This window comes from Planotetraspora phitsanulokensis (assembly GCF_016863295.1).
GTDB lineage: Bacteria > Actinomycetota > Actinomycetes > Streptosporangiales > Streptosporangiaceae > Planotetraspora > Planotetraspora phitsanulokensis.
On the sequence record NZ_BOOP01000018.1, the window covers coordinates 164833 to 189888 of the forward strand.

General features: G+C 70.0%; 23 protein-coding genes. 4 read left to right on the top strand and 19 right to left on the bottom strand.

Annotation, left to right across the window (positions count from 1 at the left end; genetic code table 11):
* Window positions 1–49: 49 nt before the first annotated feature.
* The 6 genes from Pph01_RS19435 to Pph01_RS19460 form a co-directional block, all read right to left on the bottom strand.
* Complete coding sequence (locus Pph01_RS19435) at window positions 50–673, bottom strand: DJ-1/PfpI family protein (RefSeq protein ID WP_204074533.1); 624 nt, start codon at window positions 671–673, stop codon at window positions 50–52.
* The gene (locus Pph01_RS19440; RefSeq protein WP_204074534.1) at window positions 607–1641 is read right to left on the bottom strand and encodes a GlxA family transcriptional regulator; all 1035 of its coding nucleotides are present in this window, start codon (window positions 1639–1641) and stop codon (window positions 607–609) included. The genes Pph01_RS19435 and Pph01_RS19440 overlap by 67 nt, the downstream gene beginning before the upstream one ends.
* 136 nt (window positions 1642–1777) lie before the next feature.
* Window positions 1778–2344 carry a tyrosine-type recombinase/integrase gene (locus tag Pph01_RS19445; RefSeq protein WP_275412848.1) on the bottom strand — a complete coding sequence of 189 codons (567 nt, stop codon included), beginning with the start codon at window positions 2342–2344 and terminating at the stop codon, window positions 1778–1780.
* The gene (locus Pph01_RS19450; RefSeq protein ID WP_204074536.1) at window positions 2292–3674 is read right to left on the bottom strand and encodes a sensor histidine kinase; all 1383 of its coding nucleotides are present in this window, start codon (window positions 3672–3674) and stop codon (window positions 2292–2294) included. Before Pph01_RS19450 ends, Pph01_RS19445 begins: the two co-directional genes overlap by 53 nt.
* Window positions 3675–4300: 626 nt before the next feature.
* Entirely contained in the window at window positions 4301–5323 is a 1023-nt protein-coding gene (locus tag Pph01_RS19455; protein WP_204074537.1) for a hypothetical protein, read from the bottom strand.
* Between the two features lie 199 nt (window positions 5324–5522).
* Entirely contained in the window at window positions 5523–6488 is a 966-nt protein-coding gene (locus Pph01_RS19460; protein WP_204074538.1) for a DMT family transporter, read from the bottom strand.
* Here Pph01_RS19460 and Pph01_RS19465 point away from each other — a divergent pair.
* From Pph01_RS19465 to Pph01_RS19480, 4 genes are all read left to right on the top strand, one after another.
* Window positions 6487–7917, top strand: coding sequence for an aminotransferase-like domain-containing protein (locus Pph01_RS19465; protein WP_204074539.1), 1431 nt, complete (start codon window positions 6487–6489; stop codon window positions 7915–7917). The two genes, Pph01_RS19460 and Pph01_RS19465, sit on opposite strands and share 2 nt — an antisense overlap.
* Before the next feature lie 231 nt (window positions 7918–8148).
* The gene (locus Pph01_RS19470; RefSeq protein ID WP_204074540.1) at window positions 8149–8727 is read left to right on the top strand and encodes a CGNR zinc finger domain-containing protein; all 579 of its coding nucleotides are present in this window, start codon (window positions 8149–8151) and stop codon (window positions 8725–8727) included.
* A 5-nt stretch (window positions 8728–8732) separates the two neighbouring features.
* On the top strand, window positions 8733–9317 hold the full coding sequence (locus Pph01_RS19475) for a GNAT family N-acetyltransferase (RefSeq protein ID WP_204074541.1): 585 nt from the start codon (window positions 8733–8735) through the stop codon (window positions 9315–9317).
* A 245-nt stretch (window positions 9318–9562) separates the two neighbouring features.
* Window positions 9563–10432: a 1,4-dihydroxy-2-naphthoate polyprenyltransferase gene (locus Pph01_RS19480; RefSeq protein WP_204074542.1), complete on the top strand. Its 870-nt coding sequence runs from the start codon at window positions 9563–9565 to the stop codon at window positions 10430–10432.
* Between the two features lie 55 nt (window positions 10433–10487).
* Here the strand turns inward: Pph01_RS19480 and dapB are convergent, their stop codons facing one another.
* The 13 genes from dapB to rimP form a co-directional block, all read right to left on the bottom strand.
* The gene (gene dapB / locus Pph01_RS19485) at window positions 10488–11225 is read right to left on the bottom strand and encodes a 4-hydroxy-tetrahydrodipicolinate reductase (RefSeq protein WP_204074543.1); all 738 of its coding nucleotides are present in this window, start codon (window positions 11223–11225) and stop codon (window positions 10488–10490) included.
* A gap of 89 nt (window positions 11226–11314) precedes the next feature.
* Window positions 11315–12625, bottom strand: coding sequence for a M16 family metallopeptidase (locus tag Pph01_RS19490; RefSeq protein ID WP_204074544.1), 1311 nt, complete (start codon window positions 12623–12625; stop codon window positions 11315–11317).
* The gene (locus Pph01_RS19495; RefSeq protein WP_204074545.1) at window positions 12622–14925 is read right to left on the bottom strand and encodes a polyribonucleotide nucleotidyltransferase; all 2304 of its coding nucleotides are present in this window, start codon (window positions 14923–14925) and stop codon (window positions 12622–12624) included. Before Pph01_RS19495 ends, Pph01_RS19490 begins: the two co-directional genes overlap by 4 nt.
* A 377-nt stretch (window positions 14926–15302) precedes the next feature.
* A complete protein-coding gene (gene rpsO / locus Pph01_RS19500) occupies window positions 15303–15572 on the bottom strand; it encodes a 30S ribosomal protein S15 (RefSeq protein ID WP_203882770.1) in 270 nt (89 codons plus the stop codon).
* A gap of 208 nt (window positions 15573–15780) precedes the next feature.
* Window positions 15781–16743, bottom strand: coding sequence for a bifunctional riboflavin kinase/FAD synthetase (locus Pph01_RS19505; RefSeq protein ID WP_204074546.1), 963 nt, complete (start codon window positions 16741–16743; stop codon window positions 15781–15783).
* Window positions 16744–16873: 130 nt separating this feature from the next.
* Entirely contained in the window at window positions 16874–17773 is a 900-nt protein-coding gene (gene truB / locus Pph01_RS19510; RefSeq protein ID WP_204074547.1) for a tRNA pseudouridine(55) synthase TruB, read from the bottom strand.
* Window positions 17774–17897: 124 nt separating this feature from the next.
* Window positions 17898–18914 carry a DHH family phosphoesterase gene (locus Pph01_RS19515; RefSeq protein ID WP_204074548.1) on the bottom strand — a complete coding sequence of 339 codons (1017 nt, stop codon included), beginning with the start codon at window positions 18912–18914 and terminating at the stop codon, window positions 17898–17900.
* Window positions 18911–19396, bottom strand: coding sequence for a 30S ribosome-binding factor RbfA (gene rbfA, locus Pph01_RS19520; RefSeq protein ID WP_204074549.1), 486 nt, complete (start codon window positions 19394–19396; stop codon window positions 18911–18913). Before rbfA ends, Pph01_RS19515 begins: the two co-directional genes overlap by 4 nt.
* A gap of 48 nt (window positions 19397–19444) precedes the next feature.
* Window positions 19445–19744, bottom strand: coding sequence for a DUF503 domain-containing protein (locus Pph01_RS19525; RefSeq protein WP_203882775.1), 300 nt, complete (start codon window positions 19742–19744; stop codon window positions 19445–19447).
* A gap of 61 nt (window positions 19745–19805) precedes the next feature.
* Window positions 19806–22928 (bottom strand): translation initiation factor IF-2, encoded by a 3123-nt coding sequence (infB, locus tag Pph01_RS19530; RefSeq protein WP_204074550.1) that lies wholly within the window; start codon window positions 22926–22928, stop codon window positions 19806–19808.
* A gap of 202 nt (window positions 22929–23130) precedes the next feature.
* Window positions 23131–23418: a YlxR family protein gene (locus Pph01_RS19535; protein WP_203882777.1), complete on the bottom strand. Its 288-nt coding sequence runs from the start codon at window positions 23416–23418 to the stop codon at window positions 23131–23133.
* Window positions 23402–24391 carry a transcription termination factor NusA gene (nusA, locus tag Pph01_RS19540; protein WP_204074551.1) on the bottom strand — a complete coding sequence of 330 codons (990 nt, stop codon included), beginning with the start codon at window positions 24389–24391 and terminating at the stop codon, window positions 23402–23404. Before nusA ends, Pph01_RS19535 begins: the two co-directional genes overlap by 17 nt.
* Before the next feature lie 22 nt (window positions 24392–24413).
* Window positions 24414–24938, bottom strand: coding sequence for a ribosome maturation factor RimP (gene rimP / locus Pph01_RS19545; RefSeq protein ID WP_204074552.1), 525 nt, complete (start codon window positions 24936–24938; stop codon window positions 24414–24416).
* Window positions 24939–25056: the final 118 nt, after the last annotated feature.

Genomic DNA, 25056 nt, shown 5'->3' on the forward strand with positions numbered 1-25056 from the left:
CAGGCGCCCCGAGCGCGGGTGTCGCCTGGTCGCGACCCGGCGGCCCCGGTCAGGCGATCAGCTGGAGGGCGCGGCCGGCCAGTCCCTCCGGGGCCGTGGCCGGCGAACCGGCGTCGAACGGCGGCTCGGGGGCGTACTCGATCGCCAGCTGGACGGCCTGCGCCGTCGTCACGTCGCTCATGCGCGCCAGCAGGGTCAGCGCCATGTCGATGCCGGACGAGACGCCCGCCGCCGTGACGACCTTCCCGTCCACGACGACGCGCTCGCTGACGGGTTCGGCCCCGAACCCGGCGAGCTGCTCCAGCCACCCCCAATGGGTGGTCGCCCGCCGGCCCGTGAGCAGGCCCGCCCCGCCCAGCAGGAACGCGCCGCTGCAGACGGACGTCGTCCAGGCGGTGTGCTCGTGCGCCGCGGCGATCCAGGCGAGCAGATCCGCGTCCTGCAGCGCCTCCACCGTGCCGGGGCCGCCGGGAACGATGATCACCTCCGGCCTCGGGACGTCCTGGAAGGACGCCGTGGCGGTCAGGCTGAGGCTCCCCCGGTCGTCGACGACCGGCCCCGTCCGCGCGGCCACGAACGTGACCGTGCAGCCCGGCGCGAACGCCATCACCGTGTACGGCCCGACGGCGTCGAGGGCGGTGAAGCGGGGATAGAGGGGGATTGCGACGTGCACGATCGGTTCTCCTTCGATTGGAACCGGCGACGGTAGTCGCCGGGTGAGATGCGCCAGTGGCGGCGGAAGACGCGGTAGAGGGTCTCCGGAGCGCCGAGCCCGGACTCCCTCGCCACCCGGTCCAGCGGGTGGGCGGTGACCTCGAGAAGCCTCCGGGCGATGTCCGCCCTGCTGTGCTCGACGTACCTGCCGGGTGACATGCCGGTCTGCTCGGTGAAGACGCGGGAGAAGTGGCGCTCGCTCATCCCCGCGCGCCGCGCGAGGGCGGCCACGCTGAGATCCTCCGCCGGGTTGGCGTCGATGAAGGCCTGGAGCGCCCGAAGCGGTTCCAGGCGTGGGACGACGGCTCGCATGGCCGTGCTGAACTGGCTCTGCCCTCCGGGTCTGTGCAGGTAGACCACGAGCCCGCACGCGATGTCCCGCGCGAGCGCGTGGCCGTGGTCCTCCGCCACGAGGGCGAGGGCGAGGTCCACGCCGGCGGTGACGCCGGCGGAGGTCCACACGTCGCCGTCTTTGACGTAGATGGGATCGGCGTCCACCTCGACCTCGGGATACTCGGCGTCCAGTTCGGAGGCCGTCAGCCAGTGCGTGGTCGCGCGCCTGCCGTCGAGCAGCCCGGCCTCGGCCAGGAGGAAGGCGCCGCTGCATACCGAGGCGACCCTGCGGGACACCGTCGCCAGGCGGGCGATCCCCTCGACGAGGTCCCGATCCCGCCGCTGCTTCTCCGCGGACAGGCCGCCCACGACCAGGAGCGTGTCGATCGGCCCCTCGATCCGGCCGAGCGGGGTCTCCACGACGGTGACGATCCCGTTCTGCGCCGCCACCTGGCCGGACCGCACCGCGGTCACCTCGATGCGGTAGCCGTGCTCGGCCGCGAGCAGCCTCGCGGTGTCGAACACGTCGGCCGGCCCGGCCAGGTCGAGCAGTTGAAATCCGTCGAAGACCACGATCACGACGCGCCGTTCCATGCGTCCATCGTCGTCAGAAGGACGGCATGGCGTCCACGACGCGTGTATTGCAGATCACGCCATCGAGGCGCCCGGGTCAGAACACGGGGATGATGTGTTCTGAGATCTCACATCGCCCCAGGTCAGCGCTCAACTATCAGTGATCACCGGATGATCGTGCGTCACTGATGCGTCGCCGGCCCTCAAGACGGTTCTTCCACGCCCGCTTGATATCCGCGTTCGCCTCAGGATCATGATGCGAGTACTGCATCGTCGTAAGGATCGACTCGTGCCCCAGGATCTCCTTCACCTGGATGATCGGTACGCGATCCTGTACCAGCCGCGAGGCGGCGGTGTGCCGGTTGGTGTGCGGCGGCGCGTAGGGCACGTTCGCCGCTTCCCGTGCCCGCCGCCAGTGCCAGTAGAACGTCTTGTAGTTCAGCGGCCGCTCTGGGCCCGCCCGCGGCACGAACACCAGCGACTTCTGCGCGCGCCCCTCCAATAGCCGAGCCATCGCCCGCAGGACGTGCGTCGGCACCGGGACGATCCGGTCGGACTCGACGCTCTTCGGGTGCGGCCGAAGCCCTTGCGGAGTGAGGACCCACTGGATGCTCGCGTGACCAGTCGACGATGGCCGTCGACGGTCTTCACCCCGCGCCGACCCTCGATCATCAGGGCTCCTGGGCGGTGGACAGTGGGAGGCGGAGTACGAAGCGGGCGCCATGAGGGCTGTCTTCGATCGTCAGGCTTCCCTGGTGACCTTCAGCGATCTGCCTGGCGATGGAGAGACCCAGTCCGGAGCCGCCCGCGTTTCTGCTCCGCGCTGTGTCCAGCCGGGTGAACCGTTGAAAGACCGTCTCGCGCTGATCAGGCCTGATCCCCGGGCCGTCGTCGAGCACCTCCAGGATCGCCGCGCCGTGGAGGAACCGCAGATCGGCCGCATCACCGGCCTCGCGTCGCACGGTGATAGTGACGGTGTGGGAAGCATGCCGCTCGGCGTTGTCCACGAGGTTCGTGAGCGCCCGGGCGAGAGCCGACTCCTGGCCCATGACGAGCACGCCCGGCGACAGGTCGCACTTGATCTCCTTGCTCGGATGCTGACGCCTTTCCACTTCGGTGGTGACGAGTGCGGCAAGGTCCAGCGGTCGGCGGGCGACCGATGCTCCCCCCTCCAACCGGGCGATCATCATCAAGTCGGTGATGATCGCCTGTAAGCGGTCCAGGCTCGGCAGGAGTGCTCCGCCCAGCGTCGGCACGGTGGTCTCCTCCGGCGCCAGCAACGCGTCTTCGATCTGAGCACGCATGGCGGCCACCGGAGTGCGTAGTTCGTGGGAGGCGTCGGAGGTGAACCGGCGAAGCTGTCCCATCGCGGCCTGGAGCCGTTCAAGGGTGCGGTTCACACTCTCGGCCAGGTCGTGGATCTCGTCACGGGACGGCGACACCGTGACTCTCCGGCTCACGTCGGTCGCCTCGATCTCATCGAGTTCGGACTGCATGCTGTGCACCGGCAGGAGCGTCCGGCCCAGAATCTGGTACCCGCCGAAACTGATGGCGACGACCAGGGCACCTGCGCTGCCTGCCACCAGGGCGGCCAACCATGGGTGGACATAGAGCGGAATCACCGGTGCGGCGCTGTAGACGGTCCAGTGCACCCCATCGCGGTATACGGACACGGCCGCCACAAGATCGCATCTGGCCGGCCCGAAGATCCCGTCGCACACTTTCTCGACGACATGCCCGGCTCTCCCCGCCGAGAAGTCCCCCATGGGAGGCTTCCCCTGGAGATCCGTCGTCGCCGCGATGACCCTTCCGCGTTGATCGACCACCTGAACATCCCGGATATGGCTGTGCGGAATCGGGTTGTGCCACTCGCCCTGCTCAACCGAGGCGGCTACCCGGTCGTCCGCCCCGACGAGCTGGTCGATGAGCTGTTCCGTCGCCAGATAGCGGATGCCCACGAGGAGGATCACGGCGAGCAGCATGCATAACCCCGCAACCACCGCGCTGCCCAAGATCGTTAAACGGGTCCTTATCGACCAGCGATGAACCTCCACAACGGCTCCCCATCCCATTCCATCACTGCCCGGCTTCAGCCGAAGAGGGGTGCACCATCACCGCTACGAAGGCCACCATGCTCGCCACAGAAGCCCTACCCACCATCCTGGTCGGCCCCGACCGCCACAGTCGCCCGCTGCGTCGGGGTGCGGACGACCTCGATGGCCTCGGCGCGACATCCGGTCCGAGGTCACCACAGTGCCCGCCCCCGCGCCGGCCGAGATCCCCGCCACCGGCATGTTCGCCCCACATGGCGTGTCGCCGTCACCACCACCGACGGCCGCACCTGGGAGAGGGCACCGTCCAGCGCTTCGCCGGCCACGACGAGTGCTGCGACCAGGAGCGGGTCATCCTCAACCTGTCCTTCCGGGTCCACCTCGGCAAGGTCCCCGGCCTCGTCAAGGTCATTCCCCTTGCAGCCATCAGCAAGGTCCTCGAGTACGCCGGCACGGCCGCCCCCCGCGCCGGTGGGCATGGGGCGCTGAAGCATGATCGAGACGCACGCGCTGTCATCGCCCGTGCGTCATCCATGCGTCATGATCTTGTCGGACTGTGGAGGAACCTGGAGGATCGTGGAGGGTTGTTTCCCAGTTCGGACCACATATCGCCCTCCTGGTCAGCATCGTTAGAACACCGGGATGATGTCCTCGGGGTCGATCACGTCGACCGTGACGCCCTCGATGTCCAGCTCGGGGATGGCGGGGAACTCGATCCCCCACCGCTCGACGATCGCCCGGACGCGTGCCATGGCGACCCGCCAGTTCTCGGCCTGATCGTCGTAGGACAACACGCCGAGGCCCGCGTCCCGCGCGTGGTCCATGAGCACCCGGTGGTTGTGCAGGAAGTACGGCGGGAGCTCCCAGAAGCCCTCCGGCGGCTCCCAGAGGATCATCGACAGGAACACGAAGCCGGCCCGGAGCTGCCTGGTGATGAGGCCGCGCACGTCATCGGTCAGCCCCGGCCACTCGTTCTCGAGGATCGTCATGCAGATCTGCAGGTGGCGCGACTCGTCCCGGCCGATCTTGTGGAACATCTCGGAGAACACCGGGTGGGCGGTCGCGGAGGCCATCCCCCGGAACAACGTCGAGGCCGCCATCTCCCCCATCATGAAGCTGGTGAAGAGCACGGCCAGCGAGTACTTCCCCACGGCCGCGTTGTAGCCCGTCCAGTAGCGGCCGCCGTTGTGGTAGAGCCAGGCGATGTTGTTGTGCGCGGCGCGCTCCAGGTCGGTGGACGGCTCCCAGTCGAGCGGACCGCCGGGCCACAGGCGGGCGATCGAGCGCTGGCAGCACTCCTCGTGGTTCATCTCGTCCCGGGTGATCGAGAAGAAGCACTTGCGGACGGGGTCCTCCTCGTGCTTCTCGAACGCCTGGATCGTCGCGCGGGCGAAGACGGCGGGGCCCGACGCGTCGAAGTTGGCCAGCACGGAGAACCAGTACATGATCCCCAGCCGCTGCTCATGCGTGAACGCCGCCGGATCGAGGAGATCCCAGGGAAGGTCGGCCGGATTCCACACCATCCGCTTCGACTTCTCGTAGATCGCCGCCAGCTTCGCCGTCTCGACCCGCCACTCCATCGGGTAGATGTTCGGCTGCGGGATCTCGGGTGCGGGCCACAGACCGCCTTCGGGAATCGTGACGTCCGCCATCGCTTCACCGCCGCTCGCAAGATGTGACAGTTTCACACCTATCCTGCGCCGACCTGTTACACGATTCAAGCCCTTCCCCACCATGCTTCGCGCTCATCCGGCGGCAGAGCGGCGGACGGCGGAGCAGCGACCGCGGAGCAGCGGACGGCGGAGCAGCGGACGGCGGAGCAGCGAGTGGAGCGGCGGGGCGGCGCCGGGCTCAGGCCGACGTCCCCCGGTCCCGCCCTGGATTGGCGGCCCGCCGGCTGCCCTGGCTCACCGCGACGCAGACGAGCACGGCGGCCGCGGCCACGACCGTCGCGACGCCGAACCGCTCGTCCAGCAGCAGCCAGGCCCAGGCGAGAGTGAGCAGCGGCTGTGCCAGTTGCACCTGCCCGGCTCGGGCGATCCCTCCCATGGCGAGCCCGGCGTACCAGGGGATGAAGCCGAGGAACATCGAGATCAGGCTCACGTAGGCGAAGCCCGCGACGGACGCGGCGGTGAGCCGGGGCTCGGTGACCAGCGCCAGCACGACGGTCGCGGGCACAGTGACGGGCGCCGCCACGACCAGCGCGTACGAGATGACCTGCCAGCCCGGCTCCGTGCGGGCCAGCCGACCGCCCTCGGTGTACCCGACGGCCGCCGAGAGCAGGGCGAGGACGAGCAGCAGGTCGGCGACCGCGAACTCCCCGCTCCCTCGGGTGAGGGTGAACGCCGTGATCGACACCACTCCCCCGGCGCACGCGAGCCAGAAGAGCGGCCGCGGCCGTTCCCCCGCGCGCAGGACGGCGCAGGCGGCGGTCGCCGCGGGCAACAGCCCGATGACGACCGCGGAGTGCGCCGTGCTCGCGCCGCCGTGCAGGGCGAGCCCGCTGAACAGCGGGAAGCCCACGGCCACTCCGAGCACGATCAGCCCGTAGGACCGCAGATGCGCACGAGGCGGCAGCATCGGCGCGCCCGCCGTCTTGAGGCAGACGGCCGCCAGGATCGCCGCGAAGGCCGCCCGCCCGATCGCCACCAGGTAGGGATCGAGGCCGCGCATCGCGAAGACGGTCGCGGGAAACGAGCCGGAGAACGCGATCACTCCGAGACCGGCGAGCAGAGTGCCCTGCCAGGCACGCCGCCGTCCCTCCGCGAGGGGCAGCGCTACCGGAGGGAGAACGATAGCGCTATTGTCATTTTTCATGAATGACGATAGCAGTATCGTGCGCCTTGCCGCGATCCTCCGCAAAGAGGTGGACGCGTCGCGGCCCGGCGAGCGGCTGCCGTCGAGCCGGGAGATCATGCGCCGCCACGGGGTGAGCCCGGTGACGGTGTCCCGGGCCATCGCCCAGCTCGCCGCCGAGGGACGGGTGGTGACCCGGCCGGGCAGCGGAGCGTTCGTGGCGCCGGTCCGGGCGCCCGCGGCCGAGGCTCCGGACCTGTCGTGGCAGACCGTCTCTCTCGGGGACAGGGTCGTGGACGACTCCGGCGTCGTGAGCCTGCTCGTGCAGCCTCCGGACGGGGTCATCCCGCTGACGGGGGGCTACCTCAACGCCGAGCTCCGGCCGGTGCGGGAGTTGTCGGCCGCGGCGGCGAGAGCCGTACGGAGGCCGGACAGCTGGGCGGTGCCGCCCCTCAACGGCCTCCCGGACCTGCGGCGATGGTTCGCGAGCGAGGTAGGCGGCACGGTGACGCCGAGCGACGTCCTGGTGGTCAGCGGAGGCCAGTCGGCGCTGACGCACGCCTTCCGCGCGCTGGCCGCCCCCGGCGAGGCCGTCCTGGTCGAGACCCCCACCTACCCAGGCGCGCTCGCCGCCGCGAAGGCGGCGGGGCTGCGGGCGACCGCCGTGCCGGTCGACGTCGACGGCGTGCGGCCCGACATGCTGGCGGAGGCCTTCGCGCTCACCGGCGCGCGCGTCTTCCTCTGCCAGCCGACGCTCCACAATCCGACCGGGGCGACGCTGCCCCTCGATCGCAGGGAACAGGTGCTGGCCGTCGCCACGGCCGCCGGGGCCTTCGTGATCGAGGACGACTACGCGCGATATCTCACGCGGGGCCCGGTGCCGCCTCCCCTGGTGACCCTCGACCGGCACGGTACGGTCGTCCACATCCTGTCGCTGAGCAAGATCACTGCCCCCAGCCTGCGGGTGGCCGGGCTGATCGCTCGCGGCCCGGCGGCCCAACGGCTGCGGGCGAGCCAGGTCGTCGAGTCCTTCTTCGTCGCCGGCCCGCTTCAGGAGACCGCACTGGAGTTCGTCGGTTCGCCCGGATGGCGCCGCCACCTGGCGACAGTCGGGCGCGAGGTCGACGCCCGGCAGGAGGCACTTCTCACCGGCCTGGCCCTCCACGCCCCCGAGGCGATTGTCCATCTCGTCCCTAAGGGAGGCCTGCACGTCTGGTTGCGGCTGCCGGCGGAGACCGACGAGGCCGCGCTGGTGGAGGCGGCGCGCAGGGAGGGCGTCCTGGTGAGCCCCGGCCGGATCTACTACCCCTCAGAGCCGCCCGGGCCGCGGCTCCGGCTGACCCACATCGCGGCCGTCACCCTCGCCGAACTGGACGAGGGTGTGCGACGCTTCGCGGTCGCGTTCCGAGGCCTCCTCGAGGCTGCCGTCCGAAACGAACGGGCCGGTTGAGACGATCATGGAGCTCGTCCGTGGCGCCGTTTCAGCGGGCGGCGGGCTTCTTTCGGGCGACGGGCGCACGTCTGCGGTCGCGGCGGTTCTTCTCCTGCATGGCGAGGTAGGCCAGGTAGCTGATGCGCATCGTTCCTCCAGAGATATCGACACCAGCGAAACACTTACACTGGTGTTGAGTATTCCGTGACGGCGACTCCCTTACAGTGGTGGCAGGAGGCGATCACTCAGATGACGAGTCCGGCGGAGGTGCTCCGCGACTTCGTGAACACCTACGACGTCGAGGGGGACGCCGATGAGCTGTCCTCCCCCGCCGAACTTTCCATGTGGCTCCGCGAGCGGGGGCTGATCGACGCCGCCGACAGCGCCCTGGAAGGCGACCTCCTGGTGGCGACCCGGCTGCGCGAGGGACTTCGGCAGGTCCTGATCGCCGGCCACGACGACGTCCCGTACGACGTCTCCGAGGATCTGGCCTCCGCCCTGCGCGCGTTGCCCATGCGGGTGACGCTGATCGGCGGGTCGCCGGCGCTGGAGCCGGCGGTCACCGGAGCGCCGGCCGGGCTGGCGAAAATCGCCGCCATGATCCCCGCAGCACACGCCGACGGGACCTGGCCGCGACTGAAGGTGTGCGCCGAAGGCACCTGCCAGTGGGCGTTCATCGACTCCTCGAAGAACCGGTCCCGCTCCTGGTGCTCGATGCGCGTGTGCGGGAACCGCAGCAAAACTCGGACATATCGGGCGCGACGTCGGGCGGACGACTCATTGGAGCACGCCGACCAGTACGGTGATACGGGCAAGGAAGGGAGTTGAGCCGGATGGGTGTCAGGACTGCTCGTCTCGAGGACGTCGAAGCGGTGACGAGCACCCAGATCCGCGCATGGAAGTACGGGTACCGTGACTTCCTGCCTCTCGGTCCGCTGGAGCAGATGACGGGGGCGGCCGCCGAGAAGATGTGGCGCCGCCAGTGGGACGAGGCGATCACCTCGCCGCCCACTCCCCGGCACCGCGTGCTCGTGGCCGTGGAACGCGTCATGCCCGACGGCGACACCTCGGACGCCTCGGAGGCCGAGGAGGTGCCCGACTCCGACCGCGTCGTCGGACTCGCCTCGCACGGTCCGGCCGAGGACCCCGACGTGAGCCCCTCCACCACCGCCGAGTTGCTGACCCTGCTGATCGACCCCAATCACATCCGGCGGGGTCACGGCAGCAGGCTCCTCAACGCGACCGTCGACCACCTGCGCGACGACGGCTTCCGCACGGTGGTGACGTGGGTCTTCGCCGACGACCACGCGATGGTCGGCTTCCTCGAGTCGGCGGGCTGGGGCGAGGACGGAGCGGAGCGCGTGCTCGACATGGGCCGCCCCATCCGGATGATCCGCCTGACCACCGATATCAGCTGACTCCCCCACCCCTTCGCCGTGATCATGCACACCTTCGCGCCCACCCCCTCCGACCTGCACACCCCCCAGGCGTGATCATGCACAGATTCGTGCATACGGCCTCCGACCTGCACACACCTCGAGCGTGATCATGCACACTTTCGCGCGCGCGGCTGTGACCTGCGGACATCCAGTCCGTGATCATGCACCTGAGGCGTCCCTTCCGCGGTCCCGCGAAGGCAAGACAAGCAAGAAAAGGTAAGAAAGTGGCCACACCAGCTCAGTGGTTAGCGGGCTCGCGCCCCCGTACGCTCCCCGCGGCCGTCGTCCCCGTCGTCGTCGGCACAGGGGCGGCGATCTCCCAAGGCGGCGCGGTCTGGTGGCGGGCCGTGATCGCCCTGTTCGTGGCGCTGGCCCTGCAGGTCGGGGTGAACTACGCCAACGACTACAGCGACGGGGTCAAGGGCACCGACCGGGACAGGGTCGGCCCGATGCGGCTGGTCGGCTCGGGCGCGGCCGCGCCGAAGGAGGTGCTCGCCGCCGCTCTCGCGTGTTTCGCCGCCGCGGCGGTCGCCGGACTGGTCCTGGTGATCGCGACCGGCGCGTGGTGGCTGCTCCTGGTCGGGCTCGCCGCCATCCTGGCCGCGTGGTTCTACACCGGAGGATCCCGTCCGTACGGTTACCGCGCCATGGGCGAGATATCCGTCTTCGTGTTCTTCGGCCTGGTGGCCGTCGCGGGCACGACCTACGTCCAACTGGAGCGGGTGACCTGGCTGTCCCTCGTCGCGGCGATCCCGGTGGGGCTGCTCGCGTGCGCCCTGCTCGTCGTCAACAACCTGCGCGACATCGGCACCGACGGGGTGTCCGGCAAGCGGACTCTCGCCGTGGTCCTCGGTGACAGCCGCACCCGCACGCTCTACTCGGCTGCGTTGATCCTGCCGATCGTGATCGCGCTGCTTCTGGTGCCGGCGCGGCCTTTCACGCTGCTCACCCTGCTGGCCGTTCCCCTGGTGGCGGCTCCCGTCAAGGCGGTCCGCTCCGGCGCGACCGGCCCGGCGCTCATCGCCACGCTGCAGCAGACCGGCCGCCTCCAGCTCGTCTTCGGCGCCCTGTTCGCGCTCGGCCTCGCCCTCTGACCCATGTGCGTACGGCTGCCGCCGCCGAAAACGCCGGCAGCCGTAAAGGCCCGTTCTACAGGTCGAGAAGCCGGTCGAGGCCGACCGTGAGACCGTCCAGACCCTGAACGCGACGGACGCCGAGCAGCACTCCCGGCATGAAGGACGCCCTGTTCATCGTGTCGTGCCGGATCGTCAGGATCTCCCCGTCGCCGCCGAGGATCACCTCCTGGTGGGCGATCAGCCCGGCCAGCCGTACGGCGTGCACGTGGACGCCGTCGACCGAGGCCCCGCGCGCGCCCGCCAGCTCGGAGGTCGTGGCGTCGGGCGACGGGCCGAGCCCCGCCTTCCCGCGCGCCTCGGCGATCAGCTCGGCCGTGCGGCGGGCCGTTCCCGACGGCGCGTCGGCCTTGTTGGGGTGGTGCAGTTCGACGATCTCGGCCGACTCGAAGTACTTGGCCGCCTGCTGGGCGAAATGCATCATGAGCACGGCGGCGATGCCGAAGTTGGGCGCGATCAGCGCGTTGGTCCCCGGGTTGGCGGCGAGCCACCCGCGCACGGTCTCGAGCCGTCCCGCGTCGAAGCCCGTGGTGCCGACCACGGGGTGGATGCCGTGGCCGATGCACCATTCGAGGTTGGCCATGACGACGTCGGGGTGGGTGAAGTCGACGACCACCTGCGCCCCCGCCAGAGCGTCGAGGGGGTCGTCCTTGTCGACCGCACCCACCAGCTCCATGTCCTGCGCCGCGTGCACGGCCTTGCAGACTTCCACACCGACGCGCCCGCGAGCGCCCAGAACTCCGACCTTAATCACGCGCCCAAGGCTATATCGGCCCCGCGGCCGGACATGACGAAGCCGCGCGGGCGACAGGCGCACGCGCGGCTTCGAGACGACGACGGACCTCAGGCGATGGCGAAGCCGAAGTCCTTGTCGGAGTAGGGACCGATCACCGCGAGCGTCAGCGGCCGGTTCAGGATGTCGCCGGCCACGGCCGCGAGGTCGTCCGGCGTGACGGCCTCGATCTTGGCCAGGACGTCGTCCACCGACATGAGCTCCTCGTAGACGAGTTCGCTCTTGCCGATGCGGGACATGCGGGAGCCGGTGTCCTCCAGCCCCAGCACGAGCCCGCCGCGCATCTGGCCCTTGCCGCGGGCGATCTCCTCGGGGGTGATGCCCTCGGCCACGACCCTGGCCACCTCGTCACGGCAGATCTTCAGCACATCGTCGATCTTGGACGGCAGGCAGCCGACGTAGATGCCGAACTGGCCGGTGTCGGCGTACTGCGAGGTGTAGCTGTACGCGCTGTAGGCCAGGCCGCGCTTCTCCCTGATCTCCTGGAACAGGCGCGACGACATGCCGCCGCCGAGGGCCGCGTTCAGGACGCCGAGGGCGAAACGCCGCTCGTCGGTCCGGGACACGCCCGTCATGCCGAGGACCAGGTTGGCCTGCTCGGTGGGACGGTCGACGACCCTGATGCCGGAACGCTCCTCGACGCCGGGACCGCCGAGACGGGGCGGCGCGGGGCTGGCCACGCTGCCCAGCGCCCCCGCCCGCTCGTAGGCCGCGGCCACGAGTTCGACCACCCGCTCGTGGCTCACGTTGCCGGCCACCGACACGACGGTCTGCGGCGGCACGTAGTAGCGCTGGTAGTACTCGACGATGCGGTCACGGGTGAGCGCGTTGATCGAATCCTCGTTCCCGAGGATCGGCCGCCCGATCGGCGTGTCGCCGTACAACTCGGCGGAGAACTGCTCGTGCACCACGTCGGACGGATCGTCGTCGTGCATGGCGATCTCCTCGAGGATCACGCCGCGCTCGGACTCCACGTCCTCGGCGGTGACCAGCGAGGAGGTCACGACGTCGGCGAGCACGTCGATCGCGACCGGCAGATCCTCGTCGAGCACCCGCGCGTAGTAGCAGGTGTACTCCTTGGCGGTGAACGCGTTGATCTCACCGCCGATGCCCTCGATGGACGCCGAGATCTCCATGGCGTCCCGCGTCGGAGTGCCCTTGAAGAGCAGGTGCTCGAGGAAGTGGGTGGCCCCCATGTGCTCGGGGGCCTCGTCGCGTGATCCGATGCCGACCCACATGCCGACCGCGACGCTGCGCACGGTCGGCATCGTTTCGGTCACCACCCGGAGACCGCCGGGAAGGACGGTGCGGCGGATTACGCCCGCGCCGTCCTTACCGGGGTGCAGAGTCGTGGTGGTCACGAGTTGCGGTCATCCCGGCCGCCGCGGGTGCGACGACGGGGCCTCTCGGCACGCGGCTCCTCCTGCGGCTCGTCCGCGGCGACGGGCGCGCTCTCGCCCTCGGCGCCGCCGGCGGCCTTCTCCGCGGCCTCCTTCTCGACGACCTCGACCGGCACCAGGGACAGCTTGCCGCGGGCGTCGATCTCGGCGATCTCGACCTGGATCTTCTCGCCGACGCTCATGACGTCCTCGACGTTCTCGATGCGCTTGCCGCCGTGCAGCTTGCGGATCTGGGAGACGTGCAGCAGGCCGTCCTTGCCGGGCAGCAGCGAGACGAACGCGCCGAAGGCGGCGATCTTGACGACCGTGCCCAGGTAGCGCTCGCCGACCTCCGGCATGTGCGGGTTGGCGATGCCGTTGATCAGCGACCGGGCCGCCTCGGCTGACGGACCGTCGGTGGCGCCGATGTAGATCGTGCCGTCGTCCTCGATCGTGATCTCGGCGCCGGTGTCGTCCTGGATCTGGTTGATCATCTTGCCCTTCGGGCCGATGACCTCGCCGATCTTGTCTACCGGGACCTTGATCGTGATGATGCGCGGCGCCGTCGGGTTCATCTCCGCCGGAGAGTCGATGGCCTCCTGCATCACGTCCAGGATCGCCAGGCGGGCGCCGCGCGCCTGCCGGAGCGCCGCGGCCAGGGCGCTGGCCGGAATGCCGTCCAGCTTGGTGTCGAGCTGCAGCGCGGTGATGACGTCCTTGGTGCCGGCGACCTTGAAGTCCATGTCGCCCATGGCGTCCTCGGCGCCGAGGATGTCGGTCAGCGTGACGTACTGGTCGCCCTCGCTGATGAGGCCCATGGCGATGCCGGCCACCATCTCCTTGAGCGGGACACCCGCGTCGAGCAGCGCCATCGTCGAGGCGCAGACCGAGCCCATCGAGGTCGATCCGTTGGAGCCCAGCGCCTCCGACACCTGCCGGATCGCGTACGGGAACTCCTCGCGCGAGGGCAGCACGGGGATGAGCGCGCGCTCGGCGAGCGCCCCGTGGCCGATCTCGCGCCGCTTGGGCGAGCCCACGCGGCCGGTCTCACCGGTGGAGTACGGCGGGAAGTTGTAGTTGTGCATGTAGCGCTTGGTGCGCTCGGGGTTCAGCGTGTCGATCATCTGCTCCATGCGGAGCATGTTCAGCGTCGTGATCCCCAGGATCTGGGTCTCACCACGCTCGAACAGAGCCGAGCCGTGCACCCGCGGCACCACGTGGACCTCGGCGTTGAGCTGCCGGATGTCCTTGGGGCCGCGCCCGTCGATGCGGACGCCCTCGCTGAGGACGCGCGCCCGCATCAGCTTCTTGGTGACCGAGCGGAACGCGGCGCCGATCTCCTTCTCCCTGCCCTCGAAGTCGGGCAGGAGCTTCTCCGCGGCCAGCGCCTTGACCCGCTCGATCTCGAGCTCGCGCTCCTGCTTGCCCGCGATGGTCAGCGCCGAGGCCAGCTCGGTGTTGACGGCCGCGGTGACGGCCTCGAAGACGTCGTCCTGGTAGTCCAGGAAGATCGGGTACTCGGCGGTCTCCTTGGCGGCGACCCCGGCGAGCTTCGCCTGCGCGTCGCACAGGACCTTGATGAACGGCTTGGCCGCCTCGAGGCCCTGGGCGACGGTCTCCTCGTTCGGAGCGACCGCGCCCTCGGCGACCAGCTTGAGCGTGTCACGCGTCGACTCGGCCTCGACCATCATGATCGCGACGTCGCCGTCCGGCAGGACGCGCCCCGCGACGACCATGTCGAACGTGGCGTTCTCGAGCTCGGGATGCGTCGGGAAGGCCACCCACTGGCCCTCGATCAGCGCGACGCGGACGCCGCCGATCGGGCCGGAGAACGGCAGGCCGGCGAGCTGCGTGGACAGGCTGGCCGCGTTGATCGCGACCACGTCGTACAGGTGCTCCGGGTGCAGCGACATGACGGTCGCCACGACCTGGATCTCGTTGCGCAGGCCCTTGACGAACGACGGGCGCAGCGGCCGGTCGATCAGGCGGCAGGTGAGGATCGCGTCCTCGGACGGACGGCCCTCCCTGCGGAAGAACGAGCCGGGGATCCGGCCCGCGGCGTACATCCGCTCCTCGACGTCAACCGTGAGCGGGAAGAAGTCCAAGTTCTCCTTGGGATGCTTGGACGCTGTGGTCGCGGACAGGACCATGGTCTCGTCGTCGAGATAGACGACGGCACTTCCCGCCGCCTGGCGCGCGAGGCGACCGGTCTCGAACCGGATCGTGCGCGTGCCGAAGGAGCCGTTGTCGATGACGGCTTCCGTGCTGTGGACACCCTCCACGGGGGACCTCCTTCTCGGGTCGGTCTCCCGCGTCCTACCGTTTGCCGGGCTCCCCGTTCAGGTGCAGTGCCGGTCTTCGATCGAAGCGCCCGGTTTCGTTGTACGGCTGTCGCCGTACCTACCGGGGGCCACTACCGAGGACCGGCCCTCTCACGCCGCGGGATCGCGCGTGCTGCTTTGCTTGCGGACGCGGGGCACATGTTCTGGCGGGTCGAGGCGCCCTCCGGCGCCCTCTCCCTCTCGGCTATTCAATTGTCTCAGTCGTCCCGGTACCAGCTCTTTCGACCACCGGCTTGCCCGGGACCGTTCTCGTAGCAGGCCCAATTGTGGCCTGCTACAAGAAAGGAGCGGCGAAGACTCGCCGCTCCTCGCTCACGCTATCGGCGCAGACCCAGCCGCTCGATCAGGCTGCGGTAGCGGGTGATGTCCTTGGCCTGCAGGTACTTGAGCAGCCGACGGCGACGGCCGACCAGCAGGAGCAGACCACGACGGCTGTGGTGGTCGTGCTTGTGGGTCTTCAGGTGCTCGGTGAGGTCGCTGATGCGCTTGCTCAGCAGCGCGATCTGGACCTCCGGCGAGCCGGTGTCGCCCTCGCCCGTGCCGTACTCGGTGACGATGGCCTTGGTGGTGGCGGTGTCAAGCGACACTGCTTCTCCTTCTCATGGGAAGGCACGCGGCATACTCTCAAGCCCGCGAACGACCGTGCGTGCCTACAGTCGCCGTGACAGGCCAGCCCGGTGGCGTGGAACACCATCTGAACGTGGCTGACATGCAAGGCTACCACCGCAGTTCAGCGGGCCGCACACTTGCGATCACGGAGGGGCCCGGACGGCCTTCCCCGCCGGGCCTGCGGGGTCATCGTGCCTGATCGTCCCCGACGGTCAGGTGGCGGGCCGCGTCGACGTCCGCGTGCATCTGAGCGATCAGCGCCTCGATCGAGTCGAACTTGAGCGTGTCGCGGAGCCGCTCGGAGAAGTCGACCGCCACGTGCGCGCCGTAGAGATCGAGATCGTCGCGGTCCAGCGCGTACGCCTCGACCGTGCGCGCCACTCCGTCGAAGGTCGGATTCGTGCCGATGGAGATCGCCGCAGGCCACCGCTGCCCCGCGTACGCGGACGGCTCCTGCGTGCACTGCAGCCACCCCGCGTAGACGCCGTCGGCCGGAATCGCCGTGTGCTGAGGCGATTCGACGTTGGCGGTGGGGAAGCCGAGCGCCCGTCCACGCTGGTGACCCCGGACCACCACACCTTCGACGCGGTGGGGCCGCCCGAGCGCCGCCGCCGCGCCGACCACGTCGCCCGCGGCCAGCATTTCGCGGATCAAGGTCGACGAGATCGCGTCGCCGTTGCGGACCAGCGGCACACCTTCGATCACGTAATCGTATTTTTCGCCCAGCGTCCGCAATGTCTCGATATCGCCGGAGGCCTTGTGGCCGAAGCGGAAGTTCTCCCCCACCACGACCCCCGCCGCGTGCAGCCGGTCGACCAGGGCGGTCTGGACGAACTCGTCCGGCGACATCCGGGAGAACTCCAGCGTGAACGGCAGCACGCACACGGCGTCGACGCCCAGCTCGGCGAGCAGTTCGGTGCGCCGATGGGGAGTGGTCAGCTGCGGCGGGTGGCTGCCCGGCCGCACAACCTCGTCGGGATGGGGGTCGAAGGTCACCGCGACGGCGGGAACGCCGAGGTCGCGGGCCAGGTCGACCGCTCGGGACACCATTCGCTGGTGACCGTGGTGCACGCCGTCGAACACGCCGATCGTGACGACGGACCTGCCCCAGTCCTCCGGAACGTCGTCCAGTCCGTGCCAGCCCTGCACCTCGACCTCGATTCCTGTACGGCTTGCGCCAACCGGCCGAAGACAAGCCTGCCATGCCGTCCGGCGATTGCGGGAACCAGCCCCTGAACAGTCTCGCGCAGGACCGCGATCAAGGTTCCCGTCCGTGACGTCAGGGCACGAAGACCGCGAGCGGCCTCGCCGTGCCTCCACCCTCCTCGACCAGCGCGAGCAAAGTGCCGTCGGGACCGAAGACCCCGATGGGCCCGGATCCGAGGCCTGCCGCGGCAAGACGGCCTCCGTGCGCGACCAGCCGGGCCTCCTCCTCCGACACGTCCCTGCGGGGGAACGCGGCGGCCACGGCCTCGGCCATGGGCAGGATCACACACTCTCGTGACAGGTCCTCGATGGTCCGCGCCGAGTCGATGCCGTACGGCCCGACCCGCGTCCGGCGCAGGTAGGTGAGATGGCCGCCCACGCCGAGGGAGGCGCCGAGATCGCGCGCGAGGGCGCGGATGTAGGTGCCGCTGGAGCAGGTGACGGTGGCGTCGACGTCGACCGTCTCCTCCTCCCGGCGGATCCCGGTCACCTCGAAGGCGTGGATCGTGACCGGACGGGCCGCGAGTTCGACCTCCTCGCCGGCCCTCGCCCGCTTGTAGGCCCGCTCCCCGTTCACCTTGATGGCACTGACCTGCGGGGGAACCTGCATGATCGCGCCGGTCAGCGCGGCGATCCCCTTGCGGACGTCCTCCTCGGCGACGTGTCCCGCGGGCGTGGTGGCGGTCACCTCGCCCTCGGCGTCGTCGGTGTTCGTGGTGACGCCGAGACGCATCGTGGCCTCGTAGACCTTCTCGGTGAGCGCAAGGTGCCCGAGGAGCCGGGTGGCCTTCTCCACGCCGACCACCAGGACCCCGGTCGCCATCGGGTCCAGGGTGCCCGCGTGGCCCACCTTGCGGGTCCCGGCGATGCCGCGCATCTTGCCGACCACGTCATGGGACGTCCAGTCCGCCGGCTTGTCGACGATGATCAGCCCACTGGGGGGCGCGGGCCGGCGCGGCCTAGCCGTACTCATGAGAGGTCCAATGCATGGTCACGAATCGAGGGTACGCAGGTCGGGGTGCATGTTCGGGAATTCGCGCATGATCACGAACCGGTTCGTCGCAGGTCAGACGGGTCACGGCCGAACCTGTGCATGATCACGCGGAAGGGTGCGGAGGGCGGAGGTGAGGGCGGAGGGCGTCCATCGTCTCTTCGGGCGACACGTGGGAGGAGAAGCCGGCGGCACTCCGGTGGCCTCCCCCGCCGAGGGCGGTGCAGGCCCTGCCCACGTCGATGGCGCCCTTGGATCGGGTCGAGACGTTCCAGACGCCGTCGTCGGCCTCCTTGAGCACGACCGCGACGTCCGCCTCGTCGACCCGGCGGACGACGTCGATCACGCCCTCCACCTCGTCGTACGGCAGGGCGTGGGCCGCGCGGTCGGCCCTCGTCACATAGGTCCACACGATCCCGTGGCCTGCGGCCTCGGCGGGCTCCAGCGTGACGTGGTCGAGCGCCGCGCCCAGCACCCGCAGGTAGGCGAACGGCGACCGGTCCCACAGTTCGCGGGCGATCTCGTCCGGGCGCAGGCCCGCGGCGATCAGTCGCCCGGCCATGGCGTGGGCGGCGGGAGTGGTCGCCGAGTACCGGAAGGACCCGGTGTCGGTCACCAGCCCCGTGTAGAGGCAGGCGGCGACGTCCCGGTCGATCACGAGCCCGAGCCGGTGGATGAGCTCCTCCACGATCACCGTGGTCGAGGCCGCGGACGGATCGACGAGGTGCAACGAACCGAAGCCGGTGTTGGACACGTGGTGGTCGATCACCACCAGATCCCCGGCCTTGCCCGCGTTGGGGACGAGCAGGCCGAGCCGAGCCATGGTCGAGGCGTCGAACGTGATCATCAGAGGCGGCTCCGGCGGATAGGCCGCCGGCTCCACCAGGAGATCCTGACCGGGAAGGAACCGCAGGAGCCTGGGCACCACGAACTCCCGGTCCCCGAACGAGGCGACGACGTCCACGCCCGCCCGCCGGAGGGCCAGGCCGAAGCCCAGCATCGACCCGAGCGCGTCTCCGTCCGGGGACACGTGGCAGGCGAGCGCGACGGAGCCCGCACCGCGGACCAGTTCGACGGCCCGCTCCCAGTCCGTCTCGGCGACGGCCGTACCGTGCGTGGTCACGTTGTGCGGTGCCCCGCCCGGTCCGAGATCTCGTCCTCGTCCTCCTCATCGGCCTCGCCGTCCAGTTCTTCGTCGAACCGGTAGGGGTCGGCGTCACCGGCGAACTGCGCGCCCTCCGCCCGCTTGGCGATCTCCGCGTCCCTGGCCTTGGCCACGGCGAGCAGGTCGTCGAGATGGCGCGCGCTGTCGGGCAGCGGGTCGTGGACGAACGTCAGCGTCGGCGTGTGCCGCAGGCCGGTCTGGCGGCCGACCTCGGACCGGATGATCCCCTTCGCGCTCTCCAGCGCGGCGGCGGTGCCGCCCCGGTCCGCCTCCGAGCCGAACACGGTGTAGAACACCGTCGCGTCACTCAGATCAGCGGTGATCTTCGCATCCGTCACCGTCACGAAGCCGAGCCGCGGATCCTTGATCCGCCGCTCCAGCATCTCGGCGACGATCTGCTGGATGCGGTCGGCCAGCTTCCTGGCGCGGGCTGCGTCCATGCTCACGCTCCCTCGTTCGATGTACGGCTGACGCGCCGGCCGTCCGGTCTATTCCTCGTGGTCGTTGAACAGCCGCTGCCGGGCGGACAGCAGCTCGATCTCGGGGTGGTAGGCGACCACTCGCTCGCACGCGTCGAGCACCTCGTCGCAGTTGGCCGCCGACGCGGAGACGACGGCGACGCCGATCTCCGCACGGCGGTGCAGGTCCAGGTGGCCGGTCTCGGCCACGGCCACACCGGGGAACCGCCGCTGCACCTCAGCGATGAGCGGGCGGATCACGGAGCGCTTCTGCTTCAGCGAATGCACGTCGCCGAGCAGGATGTCCAAAGAAAGTGCACCTACATACATGGGTGATGTCCACGTCTCAGACGGTTCGGCCGCCGCCCGGTGAGGGCGGCGGCCGAAGGCGTCAGCTGCGCGGCTTCTCCCGCATCTCGAACGTCTCGATGACGTCGTCGAGCTTGATGTCGCTGTATCCGACACCGATACCGCACTCGAAGCCCTCACGGACCTCGGTCGCGTCGTCCTTGAACCGGCGCAGCGACGAGACGGTCAGGTTGTCGGCCACGACGACACCGTCGCGGATGATGCGGGCCTTGCTGTTGCGGGTGATCGTGCCCGAGCGGACCAGCGCACCGGCGACGTTGCCGATCTTCGGCACCTTGAAGACCTCGCGGACTTCGGCGGTACCGGTCTGGACCTCTTCGAACTCCGGCTTCAGCATGCCCTTGAGGGCCGCCTCGATCTCCTCGATCGCCTGGTAGATGACCGAGTAGTACCGGATGTCGACGCCCTCGCGCTCGGCCAGGTCGCGCGCCCGAACCTCGGGGCGGACGTTGAAACCGATGATGACGGCGTTGTCGTCGGCGATCGCGAGGTTGACGTCGTACTCCGTGATCGCACCGACGGCGCGGTGCAGCACGCGGAGGTTGACCTCCTCGCCCACATCGATCTTGAGCAGCGCGTCCTCGAGGGCTTCCACCGAACCGGAGACGTCACCCTTGATGATGAGCTTGAGCTCGTCGACCTGGCCCTTCTCGAGGTCCTTGAACAGCTCCTCGAGGGTGCGCCTGCGGCCGGACTTGGCCATGTCCGCGATGCGCTGCCGGGCCGCCCGCTGCTGGGCGATCTGACGGGCCATCCGGTCGTCGGTGACGACGATGAAGTTGTCACCGGCGCGGGGGACGGCGGTCAGACCGAGCACCAGGACCGGACGCGACGGGTCGGCCTCTTCGACCGGGTCCCCGTTGTCGTCCAGCATCGCCCGGACGCGGCCGAAGGCCTCGCCACAGACGATCGAGTCGCCGACCCGCAGGGTGCCGCGCTGCACGAGCACGGTCGCCACGGGACCGCGGCCCCGGTCGAGGTTCGCCTCGATGGCCAGGCCCTGGGCGTCCATGTGCGGGTTGGCCCGCAGGTCCAGCTCGGCGTCCGCGGTCAGCACGATGGCCTCGAGCAGGTTGTCGATGCCGGTGCCGTTCTTCGCGGAGATGTCCACGAACAGCGTGGAACCACCGAACTCCTCGGCCACCAGGCCGTACTCGGTCAGCTGGGCCCGGACCTTGGTCGGGTCCGCACCCTCCTTGTCGATCTTGTTGACCGCCACCACGACCGGCACGTCCGCCGCCTGGGCGTGGTTGAGCGCCTCGATGGTCTGCGGCTTCACACCGTCGTCGGCCGCGACCACCAGCACCGCGATGTCGGTGGCCTGCGCACCACGGGCACGCATGGCGGTGAACGCCTCGTGACCCGGGGTGTCGATGAAGGTGATCTTCCGCTCTTCACCCTCGTGCACGGCCGACACCTGGTAGGCACCGATGTGCTGGGTGATGCCGCCGGCCTCGCGGGCGACGATGTTGGTGTTCCGGATCGCGTCGAGCAGCTTCGTCTTACCGTGGTCGACGTGACCCATGACGGTCACGACCGGCGGACGCGGGGCGAGGTCGGTCTCGTCACCCTCGTCCTCACCGAACTCGATCTTGAAGGACTCGAGAAGCTCCCGGTCCTCCTCCTCCGGGCTGACGACCTGGACGACGTAGTCGAGCTCGGCGCCGAGAAGCTGCAGCGTCTCCTCGTTGACCGACTGGGTCGCGGTCACCATCTCGCCGAGGTGCAGCATGATCTGCACGAGCGAGGCGGGGTTCGCGCCAATCCTGTCGGCGAAGTCGGCCAGCGACGCGCCGCGCGGAAGGCGGATCGTCTGCCCGCCGCCACGCGGAGCCTGCACGCCACCGATCGCCGGGGCCTGCATGTTGTCGAACTCTTGACGCCTCTGACGCTTCGACTTGCGGCCACGGGTCGGCCGGCCGCCGGGACGCCCGAAGGCACCCGCCGTACCGCCGCCACGACCACGGCCGCCACCACCGCCGGGACGGCCGGCGAAACCGCCGCCGCCGCCACCGGGACCACCCGTGCCGCCACCGGGACGGCCGGTGCCCGCGGCACCCGTACGAGGACCGCCGAAGCCGCCGCCCGGACGACCGCCGCCGCCGCCGGGACCGGGACGGCCACCGCCGCCACCTGGGCCGGGACGACCGCCACCACCTGGGCCGGGACGGCCACCGCCGCCACCACCCGCGGGACGGCCCTGCGGCATCATCATCGGGTTGGGACGCGGACCACCGGGGCGAGGACCACCGGCGCCGGGACCCGGGCGAGGACCGCCCGCGCCGGGACCGGGACGGGGACCGCCGGGACCGGGACGAGGACCACCGGCGCCGGGAGCGCCCGTGCGGGCACCCGGCGGACGCGGCATGGCTCCGTCGCGGCCGCCGTCACGACGCGGCTCGCGGGGACCGCGGTCTCCACGGTCGCCGCGATCGGGCCGGTCGGTCCGCTCGGGGCGCTCGGCGCCGTCGCGGCTGCCGGGCCGCGCGGGACGCTGACCCATGCCGCTCGCGGTCGAGGAGAAGGGGTTGTTACCCGGACGCGGGCCACGGGGACCCGGCTTGGGACCACCGGGACGCGGGGCGCCTCCGGTGGGCGCGCCCGGACCCGCCGGAGCGGCACCCGACGTGGGCCGGGGAGCCGGCGCCGGCCGAGGGCCGGGCTTCGGCCCTCCGGGGCCGGCCGGCCTGTTGCCGGTCGCCGCCGGACGCTGAGGCTGGGCCGGAGGCCGGACGGCCTCGGGACGCGCGGCCTCGGCCTGGCGCATCTCGGGCTGAGGAGCCGGCTGGGCCGGCTGAGCCGGATGAGGCATGGGAACGGGACGCGGCGCGGGCCGCGGACCCGGCTTGGGGCCCGGCTTCGCCACCACGTCAGCCGACGGGGAAAGCGGCGCCGACGGGGCGCCACCGGCCAGGCTCTCGGCGGGCCTCGGCGTGGGCCTCGGCGCCGGACGCGGGGAAGGCTTGCCGCCACCCCGGGAGGCGTCGCCCTTGCCGAACGCCTCTGTTAGCTTGCGGACGACCGGCGCCTCTATCGTTGAAGACGCCGACCTCACGAACTCGCCCATCTCGGTGAGCTTGGCCATCACGACCTTGCTCTCTACCCCGAACTCCTTGGCGAGCTCGTACACACGGACCTTCGCCACTGCACTCCCTAACTCGGCCCGGGAGGCTCGCAGTGCCGCCGGACCGTCGCTACCTGGACATACTCATCGCCGCGTGCTCATCAGGCGCTCATAGCAATCTGACTCCGCCCATTCAACTCGGCGTCCTACATGACAGTTCTTCTTACGTCGGCCCCAGGCCGAATTCAGGGGCCAGCGGTAACCATTCACCCGGCGCTCACCCTCAGTCAAGCCCCTCAAGGTGAGCACGCAGACGCGCCACATCGAGCGCTCTCTGCGCGCGGAACGCGCGAGAGAACGCCCGGCGGCGTTCGGCGAGCTCCAGACAGCCCAAAGACGGATGCAACGAAGCACCGCGCCCCGGAAGCCGTCCTCGTAGGTCGGGGACGATGACGTCATCGACCACTACCAGGCGGAGCAACTCGGACTTTACCGTGCGAACCCGGCACCCCACACACGTTCTCAGCGGGGCAGCCTGGTCACCGCTTTCCAGCTTACCTTGCCGAGGCATCGGCGGGATCAGCCGGTACCTCCTGAGCGTCCGACCGGATGTCGATACGCCATCCGGTCAGGCGCGCGGCGAGGCGGGCGTTCTGGCCCTCTTTGCCGATGGCCAGCGACAACTGGTAGTCGGGCACGGTCACCCGCGCCACCCGGCCGTCCAGGTCGATGACCTCGACCCGGGAAACACGGGCCGGCGAGAGCGCATTCCCGACGAACTCGGCCGGATCGTCCGACCAGTCGATGATGTCGATCTTCTCGCCGTGCAGCTCGGTCATCACATTCCGGACACGGGATCCCATCGGCCCGATGCAGGCGCCCTTGGCGTTCACACCGGGCTTCCTGGACCTCACCGCGATCTTCGTGCGGTGCCCCGCCTCGCGGGCGATGGCCGCGATCTCCACCGTGCCGTCGGCGATCTCCGGCACCTCCAGGGCGAAGAGCTTCTTCACCAGGTTCGGGTGAGTGCGCGACAGGGTCACGGAGGGACCCTTCGGCCCCTTCTTCACCTGCACGACGTAGCAGCGGAGGCGCTCGCCGTGGGTGTACTCCTCACCGGGGACCTGCTCGTTGTGCGGGAGGATCGCCTCGATCTTGCCGAGGTCGACCAGCACGACGCGCGGGTCCTTGCCCTGCTGGATGATGCCGGCGACCAGCTCACCCTCACGGCTGGCGAACTCGCCGAAGTTGATCTCGTCTTCGGCGTCGCGCAACTGCTGGAGGATGACCTGCTTGGCCGTCGTGGCCGCGATCCGGCTGAAGTTGCCCGGAGTGTCGTCGTACTCCCTGGCGACCTCGCCGCCCTCGTCGAGCTCGGCCGCCCAGATCGTCACGTGTCCCGAGACCCTGTCGAGTTCGGCACGCGCCTTCTGCGCCGCGCCCTCCGTGCGGAAGTAAGCGATCAGCAACGCGTCCTCGATCGCCTTGACGACCAGGTCGAAGGAAATGTCCTTCTCCCGCTCCAGGCTGCGCAGGACGCTCATGTCAATGTCCACAAGGTTCCCCCTAGCCCTCGTCGTCGATGTCGTCGTCGCCGAGGTCGTCCAGGCCGTCGTCCGCGTCGTCGTCGAGATCGGCGCCTGGGCGGCTGAACTCGACCTGCACGCGACCCCTGACCAGTTCCTCGAACCCGAGGCGGCGCGTCCCGTCCAGCTCTACGCCGGAATCGTCCGCGCCGGTCACGCGGCCCTCGGCCGACGTGCCGTCCTTCAGGTCCGCCTTGACCAGGCGGCCGGTCGCGCGCCTCCAGTGGCGCGGCTCCGTGAGCGGACGGTCGACTCCCGGGGAGGTGACCTCCAGGACGTAGGGCCCTGAGCCCAGCGCGTCCGCCGCGTCGAGCTCCTTGGAGATCGACAGGCTGACATCGGCCACGTCGTCGAGGCTCACGCCACCGTCGCGGTCGACCACCACACGCACCAGCCTGCGCTTGCCCGCCGGAGTGACCGTCACGTCCTCGAGATCGAAACCGTCGGCGGCGACCACCGGGCCGAGCAGCTCCGCAAGGCGGTCGCGTCGAGCACCGTCGCCCATACCGACCTCCCATTTGTTCGTTTGACTCGCCCGATGTGCCAACAGCCTATCGACACTATGGGGCGGAAAGAGCGCCACACCCGGCGGCTACCCGACACGAGCACGACCATCCGCGCCA